This window comes from Collimonas arenae (assembly GCF_001584165.1).
In the GTDB taxonomy this organism is placed as follows: domain Bacteria; phylum Pseudomonadota; class Gammaproteobacteria; order Burkholderiales; family Burkholderiaceae_D; genus Collimonas; species Collimonas arenae.
The window spans coordinates 4512237-4527861 of record NZ_CP013233.1 but is presented as its reverse complement, the minus strand read 5'-3'; the positions used below and the strand labels follow the sequence as shown (position 1 = coordinate 4527861).

Annotated in this window: 13 protein-coding genes and 1 pseudogene; 6 read left to right on the top strand and 8 right to left on the bottom strand. The window is 59.2% G+C overall.

What is annotated here, in order from left to right; genetic code table 11:
* The first annotated feature begins 172 nt into the window (after positions 1–172).
* From CAter10_RS20750 to CAter10_RS20725, 6 genes are all read left to right on the top strand, one after another.
* On the top strand, positions 173–1612 hold the full coding sequence (locus CAter10_RS20750) for a Wadjet anti-phage system protein JetA family protein (protein WP_061534943.1): 1440 nt from the start codon (positions 173–175) through the stop codon (positions 1610–1612).
* Positions 1599–2363: a DUF4194 domain-containing protein gene (locus tag CAter10_RS20745; protein WP_082798013.1), complete on the top strand. Its 765-nt coding sequence runs from the start codon at positions 1599–1601 to the stop codon at positions 2361–2363. Before CAter10_RS20750 ends, CAter10_RS20745 begins: the two co-directional genes overlap by 14 nt.
* Entirely contained in the window at positions 2360–5980 is a 3621-nt protein-coding gene (locus CAter10_RS20740) for an ATP-binding protein (RefSeq protein ID WP_061534942.1), read from the top strand. Before CAter10_RS20745 ends, CAter10_RS20740 begins: the two co-directional genes overlap by 4 nt.
* 40 nt (positions 5981–6020) lie before the next feature.
* Positions 6021–6617: a transglutaminase-like domain-containing protein gene (locus tag CAter10_RS20735; RefSeq protein WP_061534941.1), complete on the top strand. Its 597-nt coding sequence runs from the start codon at positions 6021–6023 to the stop codon at positions 6615–6617.
* A 17-nt stretch (positions 6618–6634) separates the two neighbouring features.
* Entirely contained in the window at positions 6635–7186 is a 552-nt protein-coding gene (locus CAter10_RS20730; protein WP_061534940.1) for a CcdC protein domain-containing protein, read from the top strand.
* A gap of 67 nt (positions 7187–7253) precedes the next feature.
* Positions 7254–8318 carry a 5'-methylthioadenosine/S-adenosylhomocysteine nucleosidase family protein gene (locus tag CAter10_RS20725; RefSeq protein WP_231879087.1) on the top strand — a complete coding sequence of 355 codons (1065 nt, stop codon included), beginning with the start codon at positions 7254–7256 and terminating at the stop codon, positions 8316–8318.
* A gap of 39 nt (positions 8319–8357) precedes the next feature.
* On the opposite strand, the gene CAter10_RS20720 is transcribed toward CAter10_RS20725, so the two are convergent.
* From CAter10_RS20720 to CAter10_RS20685, 8 genes and pseudogenes are all read right to left on the bottom strand, one after another.
* Positions 8358–9071: a DsbC family protein gene (locus CAter10_RS20720; RefSeq protein WP_061534939.1), complete on the bottom strand. Its 714-nt coding sequence runs from the start codon at positions 9069–9071 to the stop codon at positions 8358–8360.
* 37 nt (positions 9072–9108) lie between these two features.
* Positions 9109–9636, bottom strand: a complete 528-nt coding sequence (locus CAter10_RS20715; RefSeq protein WP_061534938.1) for a nuclear transport factor 2 family protein — start codon at positions 9634–9636, stop codon at positions 9109–9111.
* 101 nt (positions 9637–9737) lie between these two features.
* Complete coding sequence (locus CAter10_RS20710) at positions 9738–10667, bottom strand: hypothetical protein (RefSeq protein ID WP_061534937.1); 930 nt, start codon at positions 10665–10667, stop codon at positions 9738–9740.
* Between the two features lie 595 nt (positions 10668–11262).
* Positions 11263–12408, bottom strand: coding sequence for a D-alanyl-D-alanine carboxypeptidase family protein (locus CAter10_RS20705; protein ID WP_061534936.1), 1146 nt, complete (start codon positions 12406–12408; stop codon positions 11263–11265).
* Between the two features lie 219 nt (positions 12409–12627).
* A complete protein-coding gene (locus CAter10_RS20700; protein ID WP_061534935.1) occupies positions 12628–13263 on the bottom strand; it encodes an alpha/beta hydrolase in 636 nt (211 codons plus the stop codon).
* Positions 13264–13384: 121 nt separating this feature from the next.
* Positions 13385–13704: pseudogene (locus CAter10_RS20695) on the bottom strand ((2Fe-2S) ferredoxin domain-containing protein).
* Between the two features lie 119 nt (positions 13705–13823).
* Complete coding sequence (locus CAter10_RS20690) at positions 13824–14993, bottom strand: VanZ family protein (RefSeq protein WP_061534934.1); 1170 nt, start codon at positions 14991–14993, stop codon at positions 13824–13826.
* Positions 14990–15595, bottom strand: coding sequence for an ABC-type transport auxiliary lipoprotein family protein (locus tag CAter10_RS20685; RefSeq protein ID WP_061534933.1), 606 nt, complete (start codon positions 15593–15595; stop codon positions 14990–14992). The genes CAter10_RS20690 and CAter10_RS20685 overlap by 4 nt, the downstream gene beginning before the upstream one ends.
* Positions 15596–15625: the final 30 nt, after the last annotated feature.

Below are 15625 nucleotides of genomic sequence, written 5' to 3'. Positions count from 1 at the left end.
GATAAGCCAATGGTGGGAAAGCATGTTACGGACCCGTCAGGGTTCTGTCCACAGGCGAATATGGATGCTCGCAGCCGGGCATCAGCCTTTACAATGGCGGTCAGAATATTCCGTATGGACAGTGTCAAGGCAATATTATCCGCGCCTTGGCCATTATCGCAGGCGAATTGCATTGTTTTTTGAACCAGAACGACTTAATTTTTTCCGGCCCTTGGCCGGCAAGCACCGCAGCGTGGTGGTGGCTTGCGTGCGCGCGCTGTATGAGCGGCTGCACGGCCCTAGCGCCGATTACGGCCAGAACCTGACGCGCGACGGCTTGCGCGACCTGTTGCTGCCGGTGATCCAGGAGTCGCGCCAGGTCCTGCAGCAGCAGGAAGATGCCGCCGCCAGCTTGCCCGACGATGATTTCATTGCCGACGGCGGCGACGACCAGCAAAGCAGCAGCGCGCTGCTGCGTACGTTGCTCCGGGATGGCTGGCTGGAAACCTTTGGCGATCGCGCCGGGCTGGTCACCGCCTATCGCTTCACCCGCGCCGGCAAGCTGTTCGCCGAAGCGTTCTGGTCGCTTGAGCGGCGCAGCGCTCGCACCCGCCAGCGCAATGTGCGCAGCTGCCGCAACGCCCTCAACGCCGCGCTGCGCAATGTTGATGCCTACGATCTGATCGACGCCTACGACTACGCCGAAAAAGTCATCAGCGACTTATCGGAAGGCGTCGACTATTTTCAGGAACTGGTGCGGCGGCTGATGCTGGAAGCTTCGCAAACGCCGTGGGACGGATTCATGGAATTCCTCGACCGTTTCGAAAAGGAATTCAAGAAGCAGCTGACCGCCGATAGCATCGAACGGCACCGCCAGGCGATCCGCGATGTCATCGCGCGTTTGCATAGCCTGGAGGCGGAACAGGCACAGGCGCTGGAGTTACAGCTGAATGACATCGCCCGCTGGGCCACCCAGGAACGGCAAGGGCCGTCGACCCTGGACTGGATGCTGGACCGCATCGAGGAAATGGTGGAAGCGGCCTGCACCACCAAGCATCCGGAACTGATCAAGGCGATGAGTGTGTACATGCAGCGCGCCGCCAGCATCGTGCAGCAAGCGTTGATGCTGCGCGGCGGCCAGACCCGCCAGGCATATAGCGTGGCGATCAGCAGGACTGCCAGCCTAAGTGGTGCGGAGCAGGATGCGTTGCTGGTACGGATCGGCGGCGCCATCGCGCCGGCGGAGATCCGCTTGCTTGATCCGGCCGCGTTCAAGTTACGCAGCGCGTCGCAGCGGCGCAAGGCGCTGACCGTCACCGCGCAGCCGAAAGTGACGCGCGATGCGCGTCTGGCTGCGGCCATGTACCGCGCCGAAGCTGACGCCTTCGCACTCTCTAATGACGACATCGTGCACCGCCTACGTGCCGAACTGCGCTTGCGCGACCGGCCGATCCGCCTGTCGACGCTGCCGGTGGCGACCACTACCGATGTCCTCAACAACATGCAGGTGGTGGAAGCGGTGCGCGGCGCGCGCGATCCGCGCCTGACCGTACAAAAATTATCGAGCAAGCTTTGGAACGAGTTCTATGCCGGCGACGATTATCAGATTGAGATGAAACATGACACTGAATGAAACATTGCACGCCCAACTGAGCTTGCACGCTCTGTCGCTGGAACGCTTCCGCGAAATCGTCGCGCGCCTGTTCGCGGTTGGCATCGTGATGCGTGAGGAAGACGGCGTCGAGCAGCGCCTGTACGACGATGCGCGCCGTATCGAGGCCTGCCTGGGCGATTATTTCCAGCTCGGCGGTTTTCGCCTGGAGCACAATTTGAAAGGCGAATTCTTTCGCCTGTATGCGCCCGGCGCCGAAGTGCCGGGATTGCCGGAAGACGGCCTGGAACCAGTGCCAGGTTTGCGCGCGCGGCTGTCGCCGGATTTCGTGGCGGCTGCATTGGCTCTGCGCTTCCAGTATCAGCAGGGCCTGGCCGAAGGCGGCAGCCGATTGACCGACAGCGGCGAGGTGCTGACCCGCTTCGAAGAACTATCCGCTACCTTGCAGACGCAACTGAAACGCGCTCTGCCGCCGACCAGCGTCGAACGGCAACGCCTGCTGAATGAACTCAAGCGCCATCGCCTGATCCGCCTGGCCGCCAATTTTTCGATGGACGACGAAGACGCGCTGTTGGCGATCCGTCCGACCATTCTCGGCATCATCAGCGACGACATGCTGGAAGCCGCGCTGGAATCCGAACCGCTGGCGGTCGGCAGCGAGGCCGCAGCAGACGAAGAACAGGGTGATCTGCAAGGCACTTTGGATGAGATGCCGGAAGATGCGTTGGAAGACAGCCTGGAAGCAGCACATAAAGAAGGAAGCATCGAATGAAGCTGGACAAACTGATCCTGGTGAATTGGGGCGCGTTGCGCTCGCAGGAATACCCGATGGGCAACATGACGCTGCTGACCGGGCCGACCGGTTCCGGCAAATCGACCATGCTGGATGCGCTGCAAACCGTGATGACGGCGGTGTACCAGAATATTTTCAGCTACAACCCGGGCCAGGATGAAACCACCCAAGGCGCGCGCAACGGCAAGACCAAGCGCAGCCTGTGGTCTTACATTGTTGGCGCCGAAGATAACCTGTTTGCGCGCCCGAACGGCGCACACGGCTATGTCGCTGCGGTGTTCAAGCCAAGCGAAGGCGAAGAAGGGAGCGAGTTCACTGCGCTGGTGGCGGCTTCGGCGCGCGTGGATGGCGCCGGTGAACGACGGCAAGCGGTATCGGAACGGTTGGCGCTATTGATCATCGATGGCGTCGCATTGCAGTTGGGCGACCTGACCTCGACCGAAATCGACGGCGGCATGGCGGTAGTGGCGGTGGAAAAGATCGAGCGCCATCTGTCCGGAAAATACCGCGGCGTCACCAATTTCCGCGACAGCAAGCGCGAGTACCTGTGCCAGCTGTACGGCCGTTTCCGCGGCCAGAAAACCGTTTCCTTTGCCGAAGCCGAAAGCGCGGCGCGCGCCTGGAGCCAGTCGATCGCGCACAAACCGATCGGTAGCGTCGACGATCTGGTCAAGCACCAGATCCTGGAACTCGATACCACGCAACTGTCACAACGCATCGGCCAGATCAGCAAGCTGATGCGCCAGGTCAATGAGCTGCGCAAGGAAGGTGAGCGCCTGAGCGATAACGTAAAACGACTGGAGTTGTTGAGCAAGACGGTCGGCGATACGGCGCGTGCGCACCAGGCGGCCTGCCAGTCGCAGTTGCTGGTGTCGTCGCTGGCGCTGCGCGAAGATCAACGCCAGCTGGAAACCGCCGCGACGGCCATCGAGAGTCTGCAGGCCTTGATCGATGACGAAGCCGAAACTGTCGATCAGCTGGAGCAGGACCGCAACGCCAAGAACCGCAGCCTGACGCAGATTCATGCGCAGATGATGGGTATTCCGGCGGCCGAACAAAAGACACGCATCCAGAACCGCATCGAGCAATGTGACGGCAAGATCAAGGCCGTTTTCAATTCTCTGCAACACAATGCATTGATCGCCCAACAACTGGAAACCGCGGCGCGCAGCGTGGCCGGCATGCAGATTCCGCTGGAACAGAAAGAGATTGCCGACGCCGCGCGCCAGGTGGTGCTGGCTTTGTCGGCCGCCGGCACGCTCGATCTCGCCACGCATCTGCGCAGCATCGGCGAGCTGGCCGAGGCCGACGAAGTGGATGTGCTGAAATCGCTGATGCTGGTCAACGACTTTGAAGGTGTCGATGCCGCACTGGGCAAGCTGCATGGGGCGCTGGCAGGTACCGAACACAGTTTCGTTTCGGCCCTGCACACGCAGATTGCGCAGTTGCGCAACGCCGAACATGAAGCATTGCGTCGCGAGAAAGACGCAGCTTCGCGTAAAGCCAACCTGGCTGAAGGCGGCGCCGACTATCCGGCACACATCCGCCACGCGTTGAAGGAATTCCGTAGTGAGCTAGGCGCGGCGCGCGCGCAAGTCTTGTGCGATCTGGTCGAGCCCTTGTCGGAAGAGTGGCAGGCTGCCATCGAAGGCTATCTCGGCGGCGCCCGTTTCAACCTGGTGGTGGATCAGGCCTGGGAAGGCAAGGCCATCGATTTCGTGCGCCAGAAGCGGTTGCGCGCCAATGTGATCCAGGGCAGCTTTTGTTTGAAGAATCTGAAGATCGAAAGAACGCCGAGCGATTCGATCGTGCATGAACTCAGCACCGAACATCCGATCGCACATGCCTACCTGCACGACCAGTTCGGCCAGGTGGTGAAGGTGAGCGATACCGAAGCGCTGCGCCACACATCGCGCGGCCTGACCAAGGACGGCAAGGGCAGCGGCTCGCGCACGATGTTTACCGCGGATACCGATCTGCTGGTGTTCGGCCAGGAAGCCAAGCGCCTCGCCAAGCAAAGAGCCGAACAGGAACATGCGCAGGCAGAACAGGAACTGTTGCAGGTGCGCGCCCAGTTGCGTGAGCTGCAAGGTGCGCTGGCGTTGATGGGGCAACTGCAGTGTCCGTCGTTTGCGGCGATTGACGAGCTCGGTAGCCTGGTGCGGGATCTCGATGCCGCGCGTCAGGATTTGAGCCGGCTGGATCTGACCCAAGTTAGCAAGCTGGAAGACGAGGCCGAAGCATTGAGCGTCGAAATCGCCAATCTGGAAGCACGCAAGACCGCTTGCAGTAAAAACATCGGCGGCCATGAAAAAGCCATCCAAGGCCATCAGGCTGCGATCACCAAGCTGAATCTGGGCATGGGCAGCAAGCAAGCGCGAGTCGATAGCGATACCGCAAAACTGCGTGACCTGTGCATCGTCAACGGCAGCCTGTCGTTCACCGCGCTCACCGACGAAGTCGCCGGCTGGGTCAATGACGGCAGCTATACGCCTTTCCAGGCTTCCAGCAACGTCGCCAAGCAAACTGCGCTCAGCTGGCAACTGTACGGCGACGCGCGCAACGCGCTTGGCGAATACCATGCGCACGCACGGATTGATGAACGCTTCGAAGTGGCGCACGGCGACGATTTGCGCGACGGCGACTTCGCGCCGCTGTACGCCATGATGGTGACCTTGCAGGAGCGCACCCGCGGCCAGCTGACGCGCCAGAAAGATATCGGCCTGATCAAGAACCTGGAGCAGTTGCGCACTGCCGAGTCGTCGTTCAACGATGTGTTCACCAAACAGTTCTGCTACGAAATCCGCAACGCCGTCGACACCGGCGTACGCACCTTGAAAACGCTGAACATCGAACTCGATAAGCTCAAGTTCGGCACCGACAAGTTCCGCATCGACTGGTCGGAATGGATACCGGAATTCAAGGCTTATTACGACTTCTTCTGCGCTACCTCGGAAATGTCGGATACGCAGGAAAACAGCAGCCTGTTCTCCGGCCCTGGACTGAGCGCAGAAAACTGCCAGGTGCGCGATCGCCTGGTGCAATTGCTGTTATCGGATGATGAAGACAAGGCCGTCAAGGAGTTGCAGCGGGTCGCCGACTACCGCAACTACCGGCGCTATGAAATCTACAAGGAATCCGATACCGGTTCCCACGTGCGCCTGTCGGAATGGGGCACCGGCTCCGGTGGCCAGCTAGAGACGCCAGCCTACATCATCCACTCGGCAGTAGTCACCAACCGTCTCAAGCGTTTCGAGAAAGGCACCAGCCTGCATCTGCTGGTCAATGACGAATCGTTCGCCAAGATGGATGAAGGCCGCGCACGCGACGTCCTGAAATTCTTGCGCGATAACCTCGGTATGCAATTGATCTGCGCCATGCCAACCAAACACGCCGGCGCCATCAAGCCGGAATTCTCGCGTGAATGGAGTTTCAGCCGCACTGTCGCCGACGGCAATGGCGAAGTCGGCTTCGTGTCGGAATCGGATGAGCGCGAGCTGCGTTCGGACAAGCTGCGCGAACTGTGGGAATTGCGGCGCGCCCAGGTGCGCGAGCAGGCGCAGATCAATTTTGAAGCTGCCGAGCAGGCGGCGTAAATCGACAACGATTGCGCGAGACAGATTTCGGACCGAATACATGAATCAATATTTGGCATTTAGCACTTACATCGACGGCGACCATCCCGACGTCGCCGCCAAGGCGAGTGCGCTGGCGGCCGGCTGCGCGTCGGAAGAAGAGGTGGTCAAGGCTTGCTTCGAATTCGTGCGCGACGACATCAAGCACAGCTGGGATTTCAAACTGGACCCGGTGACTTGCCGCGCTTCCGATGTGCTGCGGCACGGCACCGGATATTGCTATGCCAAGAGCCATCTGCTGGCGGCGCTGTTACGCTATAACGGTATTCCTACCGGGTTGTGTTACCAGCGGCTGTCAGTAGGAATGGAAGGCCCGCCGTTTTGTTTGCATGGCTTGAACGCGATCTACTTGAAACAACATGGTTGGTACCGCATTGATGCGCGAGGCAACAAGCCTGGTGTCGATGCTCAGTTCATGCCGCCGCAGGAGAGGTTGGCGTTCCCGATCCTGGCTGAACAGGAAAGGGATCTTCCTGAAATCTGGCCTGAACCTTTGCCGCAGGTGGTTGATGCATTAATGCGGTATTCTTCGGTCCGGGAAGTGGCGGAAAATCTTCCTGATATTGAATTGATCTCGACTCACTCAATCGGCGATTAGTCTTCGGAGATAACGACATGGCAATTCCCGCGCATCCTTCGTTCGTGGTTTCCGCCGGCATTGCCGCGTTGATTGTCTGGCGCCTGTATTCGCGTATTCGACGCACGGTCGGGCGGCAGAAATTGTCCAACGTGCGGCCTTGGATCACCATCTGTTTCTTTACCTGGCTGGTCGGCATGCTGCTGCTCGGCTCCATCACCAATACCGCCCACGCTGCTGCCATCGCCGGCGGTGTGCTGCTGGGCGCGGGACTGGGTGTCTTCGGACATCGCTTGACCAAATTCGAGAAGACGTCGGAAGGCATGTTTTATACGCCTAGCTTGCATTTGGGGATCGCGCTGTCGCTGTTGTTCATCGTGCGTATCGGCTATCGGGCGATTCAACTTTTCTATTTCTCGTCCGAGCCAGTTGTCTGGCCATCGGCCAATCTTTCCGGCAGTCCGTTGACGTTGCTGATCTTCGGCATCCTGGCCGGTTATTACGTCACCTATGCAATCGGCTTGCTGCACTGGCGCTACAGCACCCGCGCGCATGGCACGGGAATTGCACAAGGTCCGGACAATACCTGATTCATTTATCCGCGTGTGGCGGCAGACGAATTGACCGCCGCTGAATCCCTTTGCGAAAGGAAGTCCTTTGTTTGCTCAAATCCCCGTATTGAAAACCTTGCGCCGGACCACGTTCGGCTTGCTGGCCGGTGCTGCGCTGACATTCACGTCGACATTTGCGTTGACATCGAGCGCCAGCGCCGCGCCGGTGGCGCAGAAGCACTGCCTGACTGAATGCAAGCCGCGCATCGGCATCGTTTCGGCGTTCGGCGCCGAAGCCGATATCCTGATCGAACAGACGCAGAAAAAGCGCGAGTGGCTGATCAACGGCAACCGCTTTACGACTGGCGAATTGCGCGGCAATCCGGTTGTGATCGTATTGAGCGGCGTCAGCGTGGTCAATGCCACCATGGTGACGCAACTGATGATGGATCATTTCCATGTCGAGCGCTTGCTGATGAGCGGCATCGCCGGTGGCGTCAATCCGGCCAACCATGTCGGCGATGTGACTGTGCCGGAGAGTTGGGCAATGCCGATGGAAGTTTATTGGAATGGCGACGGCACTCTGCCATCCCCGTGCGGCGCTGCCGGCGACACCAGCTGCCTTGGTGTCAAGCTGGCTTCTGAAAATGGCAAGCCGCGCCCGGATTTCAAGATCGATACGCCGAATGGCCCGGTCAGCAGCGGCTTGTTCATGCGCGACAATTTCGTGATGAATGCGACTAATGCGCCGCAAGGAGAATTCCGTTTTGAATTCCACGCCGATCCCGAGATGCTGGCGCTGGCCCGCAACCTGAAACCAGCGCTGGCGAAATGCGGACCGAAGAACCCATCCCTGTGCGTTAGCGTCCAGCCGGAATTGCGGGTCGGCGGTCATGGTGTTTCCGGCAGCGCTTTCCTGGCCAATCCCGGCTATCGTGCCTATCTGTTCGATAACCTGCAGGCGCAGGTGGTGGACATGGAAACCGGCGCCTTTGCCCAGGTGGCGTATGCCAACCGTGTTCCTTTCATTGCGTTCCGCAGCTTGTCCGATCTGGCCGGCGGCAATGATTTCAAGGATGTCGGCGCGTTCTTCGGCAGCGGCCTGGCGGAGACCAACGAGGCTAATGTAACGCTGGCCTTTCTGGAAGCCTGGAGCCGCCGCCGGCGCTGACCTGCACCAGCCGGCGGCGCTTACGGTCGGCTCCCCCGGCTACTTCATGGAAGCCAGTTTCTGTTCCAGGGCCTTGGCGTCAAGCGCACTGCCGGTGCGGCTGCCATCCGAAAAATACACGGTGGGCGTGCCGACGATGCGCAGTTTCTTGCCTAGCGCCAGCACTTTGTCATTTGGCGTCGGGCAAGTAGCCGCCGCTGCAGCTTTGCCGTTTGCCATCCAGTCGTTCCACGCCTTGCTGCGGTCTCCCGAGCACCAGATATCGCGTGATTTCACCACCGAATCATCGGACAGGATGTTGAGCAGGAAGGTGTAGATCGTTACATTGTCAATTTCCTGCAATGTCTGGTGCAGTTTCTTGCAATAGGGACAGTTCGGATCTTCGAATATTGCCATCACCCGTTTGCCATTGCCCTTGACAGTCTTGACCGCGGCGTCGAGCGGCAGGTCGGCGAAATTGATCGCTGCGAGCTGGTCCACTCTCTCTTTGGTCAGGTCCTTGTAGGTGTGTGTATCGATGACTTTGCCGACCACGATGTAGTCGGCGTTTTCATCGGTGTAGAAGATATCGCCGTTGGTGCGCACTTCATACAAGCCAGCATAAGGCGTCTTGGTGATCGAATCGACCTTGATGCCGACGCCCATGCGCGGCTCGATCAGTTGTTTGATGCGGGCTTCCTGTGCGGTTTCGGCGGTGGCGTTGGCGGCCGCCAGGGCGAACAGCAAGGGCATAGTATTCTTGAAGCGGATCATGGTGTTTCCGTTGCTAAGAAAGAGACAGGGTTCAGTGTCAGATTTTTTTCTTGGTGTCGATGCCGGACGGATCTGCTCCCGGCACTTTCTTGTGCTGCGCGTCGGCCGGCGCAGCGTAGCGGACCGCCAGTTTCCAGTCGCCGTCGACCTGTTTCCAGGTATCGACGACAAAGATGTTCTTTGCCAGCTGGCTGGCGGCGGGAACATCCAACGACCACAGGAAGCTGACGACCATCAGGTTGCCGTATTCATGAACTGCCATCTGTTGCACCTGCGACGCAAACGGTGCCTGCTTCAGGGCGCTGGCGATCCATTCCGCACGCGGCGTCGGTTGGGCGGGTGCGGCAGCGGTGCGCAGTTCATAATCGTCGGCAAGGCGCTTATCGATGACGCCGCTGTTGCGCTGCTGGACCGCGTCATTCAATTCATTTTCCAATGTGCTGAAAATCTGCACCGTGCGGGTGACGGTCGGTATGGTTCTCTGAAGCGGAGCGGTGGCTTGCTGTGCGAAGCCGGATAGCGGATTTGCCAGCAGCAGCGCCAGCAGAAGAGGAAATTTTTTCATGGCATGGACTCGGGCAGTTGAATTGGAAGAAGTGTCAGATGAAGCTCCGCCGCAGAGCGCTCCGCGGCGGAATTCCATGTTACATCAGGGCCATCTTGCCATCATGGATAGTGCTGGGCGCAAGCCTGGCTCGGCAGCAGCGTCCAGTTCTGCTGGATCAGATACTTCATGGTGCCGAAGGTCTGGTTGTAGGCAGCACCATTGGAAGCGGTTGACGTTGTGCCGAAATTCCATGCACATTTGTCGCCGTTCTCCATGCCGTTGGACAGCGCGTACCAGGCGTTGCCGTCTGGATCGGTCGTGGTTTCTTCGAGCTCATGCGAAATGATGCTGGCCATTGCATCCGCGCCCGGCGTGTTGTTCGGGCTCGGTGTATTGGCGCCGCATGAGCTGGCACATTGGGTTTCAGGATTGCCGATGAAGGCGTACTTGATATCCTTGCCGTTGATCGTGGCGTTGGTGTGCCAGCCGCAATACTGGGTGCAAAAGCCCGAGGTGGCGGTGGTGTTCTTGTCGGTCAGCACGAAGTAGACGCCATTCGCATCCAGCGGCAGCGCGCCGGAATTGATCTTGTTGGCGACGATGGTTTCGATGTTGGCGTCGGACAGCTTGGTGCCGAGCGAGCCGCTGTCGGTAGTGGTGCCGGCATAGTTGACGACGTTTTGCACATGCGTACCGGACTTGTCGGTGTAAGTGGTGTTGATGTTGAAATAAGGTGAACCGCCGATGTGGTTGCCGAGATTGGTCAGCACGTTTTGCGAAGCACTATCCCAAGTACCGTACCAGATATAGTAGACGTTCTTTGGCGCGGTCATTACGGGACCACCCTGATTAGTCAGGTTGGCGCTGCGCTGCGCTTTCAGGGTTGCCGCCTTTTGCGCATGGGTCTGCGCATCCAGGTCCAGCTCGCCCCAGCCCTTGCCGGTTGGCTTGTAGACCGAGTCGCTGGATTCTTTGACAGCACCTGCAAGTGCAACGCTGGCATAAGCACAAGACAGTGCCAGCACGACTAATTTGCGATTCAATTTCATTGCATCTCTCCATAGTTGATGTGAATTGACATAGCCGGACGTCCGATCGGGAGCGTCCGGTTACCGCATCTGCGGCGAGATTGCGTCCCGCTGCAGGCCGACGCACAGGCGTGCCGCCACCTGCCATGGCGGAACGACGGCTGCGTCTAAGACAACCCGGGCGTGCAGAGCGCCAGGATTGAAATTCGGTAAAGCGAAAAAATTGGAAGCTAGAAGCTAGAAGCTAGAAGCTAGAAGCGAAGAGGCGGGGCGAGCGGCCTTGACGTGGCGCGATAGGTGTACGGCTGGAAACCAATGAAGCTGAGCATCATGTTATTCCTCCTGTTGTACCGCCATGTGCTAGCGCCGCATTGTGGTGGGCGCCGCATCATTTTGTCGTGGCCGGGGTTGGTCACGGGACTGCAGTGTATCCCCACATTTTGCTCTCGGACAATCTATTTAATTGTTACGTGGAAACAAAATTGTAACTAGATGATACAGAGTGATACAGTTGTCCAGCCATTGCATGCGAATGATTATTGGTAAAAAAAATGACAGCCGCGGCTGTCATTTTTTGATGGTACCGGCAGGGCGGAAAGCCCCGGGTTCACTGCATTTATTTGAACATCAAACGAATCGAATCCCAGGCGCGGCCGAAGATCGAAGCCTGGTTCACGCCTTCCAGCGCCAGTACCGGGAATTCGGCGATGGTCTTGCCGTCGGCGTTGACTTTCAGGGTGCCGACCTTGGCGTTCTGCTGGATCGGTGCGATCAGCGGATCGGTGCGTTCCAGCACTGGCTTGATCTTGTCGGCGATGCCCTTCGGTACGGTCACGTAGACGTCATGGTTGAAGCCGATCTTGATCTGGCTCTTGGCGCCTTTCCAGACTTGCGGCGTGTCGACTGCCTGACCCTTGCTGTACAGCTTGACTGCGTCAAAGTTCTGGAAGCCCCAGTTCAACAGTTTTTGTGCTTCCTGGGTGCGGATGCTGTCGGAATCGGTGCCAATCACGACGGCCAGCAGACGGCGATCGCCGCCTGCATTCGGACGCTTGGCGCTGGCGATGATCGAATAGCCAGCGCTGCTGGTGTGGCCGGTCTTCATACCGTCAACGGTTGGGTCGAGCCACAGCAGGCGGTTGCGGTTAGGCTGGGTGATCTTGTTGTAAGTGTATTTCTTGGTCGAGTCGATCTTGTAGAACTCGGGGAAATCGACAATCACGTGCGCCGCCAGCGTCGACAGGTCGCGCGCGGTCGAGTAAGTATCGGCGCTTGGCAGGCCGTGTGGATTCCCGAAATGGGTCGACTTCATGCCCATGCGTTCGGCTTCGTGGTTCATCAGCGCCACGAACGAATCTTCGGTGCCGGCCACGGCTTCCGCCAGCGCTACCGCGGCGTCGTTACCCGATACCACCATCAGGCCGTACAGCAGGTCGTTGACCGAGACCGGTGTGGCCGGATCGATAAACATCTTCGAGCTGCTCGGATCGACTTTCCAGGCGCGCACCGACACATTCACCATTTGATCGAGGCTGATCTTCTTGTCGCGCAATGCGCCGAACACCACGTACGCAGTCATGATCTTGGCCAGCGAAGCAGGCTCGATGCGCATGTCGGGATCTTGGGCGGCAACTACTTGATTGCTGGTGGTGTCGAGCAGCAGCCACGATTTGGCGGCGACTGTCGGCGGCGGCAGTGTCTGCGCGAAGGCAGCGGAGATGGAAAGGACGGTTGCAGCAAGCGCCGCGAGTATTTTTTTCATGGAGTATCGAGTAATGAAATCAGTACCAACAAAATTATGCAATTGCCAATGTGGATATTGAGCAACTTTATTAGCGTGAATGGTTGAAAAAATGAGTGGGTGGAGACGGCGGGCAAACAACCTCACAACGGAATTATAGCCTTACCGTTTGCCCGGCCGGCATTTACACGCTTCAAGAAGCGTGTAACCGCACTGGAAGCATGCTGTTCCGACCACTTGTCAGCGATGCCACATTTCGACCATGAGAGTCTTGATATGTTGCAGGCGACGATGAAAAAAATGATCGGCGCCAGGAATCACGATCACCGGGATGTCTTGCGGACGCGCCCAGTCGAGCACCCAGGCCAGCGGAATCGTTTCGTCCAGTTCGCCGTGGATCAGGATGCTGTTGCCCGGCACGGTCGGCAACGGCCATTTGCCGGCCGCAGTACCGACCAGCACCAGCCGTTCGGCCGGCGTGCCGGCTTCGATCAGGCGCTGCTGCAATTGCGATTGCACGAAGGTGCCGAAGGAAAAGCCGCCAAGCGCCAGCGGCAAATCGGGATATTGCTGGCGCATGTGGGTCAGCAGCAGCGCCATGTCGTCGGTTTCGCCGCGGCCTTCGTCATGTACTCCTTCGGATTTGCCGACGCCGCGGAAATTCATGCGCACTGTCGCGTAGCCGAGCGCGAGGAAACCGCGCGCCAGCGTGTGCGCGACCTTGTTGTCCATGGTGCCGCCGAACAGCGGATGCGGATGCGCCACCAGCGCCAATCCGCGTGGCGCGGCAAAGGTATCGGGATCAGGCAGGTCGAGTGCGCATTCGAGTTGGCCGACGGCGCCGCTGATGAAGAAAGGTTGGGTTTGGGCGTTCATTGGATTGCTTTGATTGGACTGTGATGGATGATGCCGTTGCTGCTGGATTGCTGCGGCATTTGAATAGTCTGGTCGGGTGGCAAAACGACTTGCCCACCCCACGGCGAATCTTGACTTGAAGTCAGATTTTCAGGCGCTCGACAATCTTTCCGCCAACCAGATGCACATCGATGATTTCATCGATATCGTCGTTGTCGACGTAGGTATACCAGGTGCCTTGCGGGTAGATCACCAGCGCCGGGCCTTCTTCGCAGCGTTCCAGGCAGCCGGCCTTGTTGATCCGGACCTTGCCTTCGCCGGCCAGGCCAAGCTCCTTGACGCGGCGTTTGGCATGTTCCTGCGCGGCCTGCGCGCCGCTGTTGGCGCAGCAGACCCGCTCGCCGGGGCGCGCTGGTTCAGGCAAAAGAATACGTGGTGTTCGTAGTAGGGTTTATCGCTCATGACGGAATCTGGGTGTTGGGGTGGTTGGCTCGGATGCGTGCATCAAGCAGAAGGTGTGGCAAGCTCATAGGCAGGAATCATACACCCGCATCATTTTCGTTTCAGGGCCGCCGTGCTTCCTATCTGGAATCTTGCGGCGAATTCTTGCTGGCGGCACGCCGACGATGTAAAGGATGAAACAGGAACCAGAGGGTGCAAAACGGCCACAGCAGGGCCAGGAATTGCGCCACGCCGTTGAAATTCAGGAATTTCCCTTGGGTCCAGGTCTGTTGGGTTTCAACGTAATACGGATTGTCCGGCATGATATTCACCAGCAACAAGGTGATGACCAGGCATAGTCCGGCCAGCCGCCGCTGCGCCAGTTGCGGTGCGAACGCGAGTCCGCCCAGCATCAGGCCGCCGATCAGCAGGCCGCCGAAGGAACCCGGAGTCAGCCAGACGAAGGCGTTGTCAGGTGCAAACAGCAGCGCAGTGGCGAGCGCCTTGGTCATCAGCGTGATAAAGATCAGCAGCAGCGTCAGCTGTACTTTCGGCGCCTGTTTGCGCAGCAGGATAAGGAAGGTCAGCGCCGCGCCGGTCAGGCCGCAGGCGGTGATGATGGTTTCGGTCAGCCAGTATTGGGCGGCGGTAAATTGCACGTCGTTGGTAATCCAGCCCTGCAGATCGACCGGTTGTTCCAGCAGGTCAGATAGCCAGGTGGACAGCATCGAGGTGAACTGACCAAAACCGAACAGGTGGCTGAGCGGGTAGATTTGCGCCAGCGGCCACAATGCGACTACCACCATGCCCTGGCTGGCTTCGCGGTTGAACCATTGTTCGCGCAGCTGCAGCAGCCGACTGTCGGGGCCGAAGCGTGGCCGCAAGAAGGCGCCAAGCACGGCGCCGAGCAGGGCGCCGGCGCTATTTGTCATCAAATCCAGGTTGGAAGCGACTCGCGTTGGCAGGAAGGTCTGCACCGCTTCCATGGTGCCGGAAAACAGGATGCCGGCCAGAGTCGCCGGCAGGATCGCCCAATACACCGACCAGCGGCGCGACCGAGGTAACGCCAGCACCACCAGCATGCCGAACGGCAGATAGCCGGCGACGTTGGTCCAGACATCGAACACAGTCCAGTAGTGCGGCAGCGGCGCTTTCAGATAGGCAAACGCCGACAGTCCGAGATCGCGCCAGCCGGCGAACGGGTACCAGCTGGCATACATGATCAGCAGCAGGTAGATCACCAGGCTGATGCGGGAAAACGAGGATGCGACGGCGGATCGCTCCGCCTGCTGTTCAACCTTTTCTGTCATTGTTTCTTTGGCGCCACGGTTGCCAGCCAGTTCATCAGGCTATCGATCACGGCATCATTAGCGGCGACGAAGGCGCGTGCCGCACCGGCAGCATCGGCGCTGGGTGTCGGCGCCTGGCCGCTGAAACTCTTTTGCGCCAGCAGCTGGCGGCCGTTGAACAGTGACGCCCGCACCTGGATCGTGGCCTGGCTACGGTCCGGCGTGTCGAAGGTTTGCGTGAAGTCATCCAGGTCAATGCGCAGCAGCGGCACGTTGAGCGCCGCATCCGACATCGCCAGCACCGTGCCGCCGGCTTGCGCCAGGCGCGATTTCAGGCGCTGCTGGAACAGCTGCGCCGGCGGCATGGTCCAGCGGCTGTTGGCGTAGGGACGTGGCTGCTGCTCGTTGGCGTAGGCCAGACGGAAGAACATCATGTTGTTATCGAGCCAGGCTGGTGCATTGACGTCGGCCACGCTGATCGGCGGCAAGGTGCTGGCCGTTGTCGCCGCGACTGTCGGCAGGCGGCCCAGGTCGTATTGGGTCGGCGTCTCGGCCCTGCTGGCGCAGCCGGCGACGAGGACGATGGCGGCAAGTGACGACAGGATTCTTGGCATAGTGGTCATGGCGTACCTTCTGGATGGGATCTGGAGTTG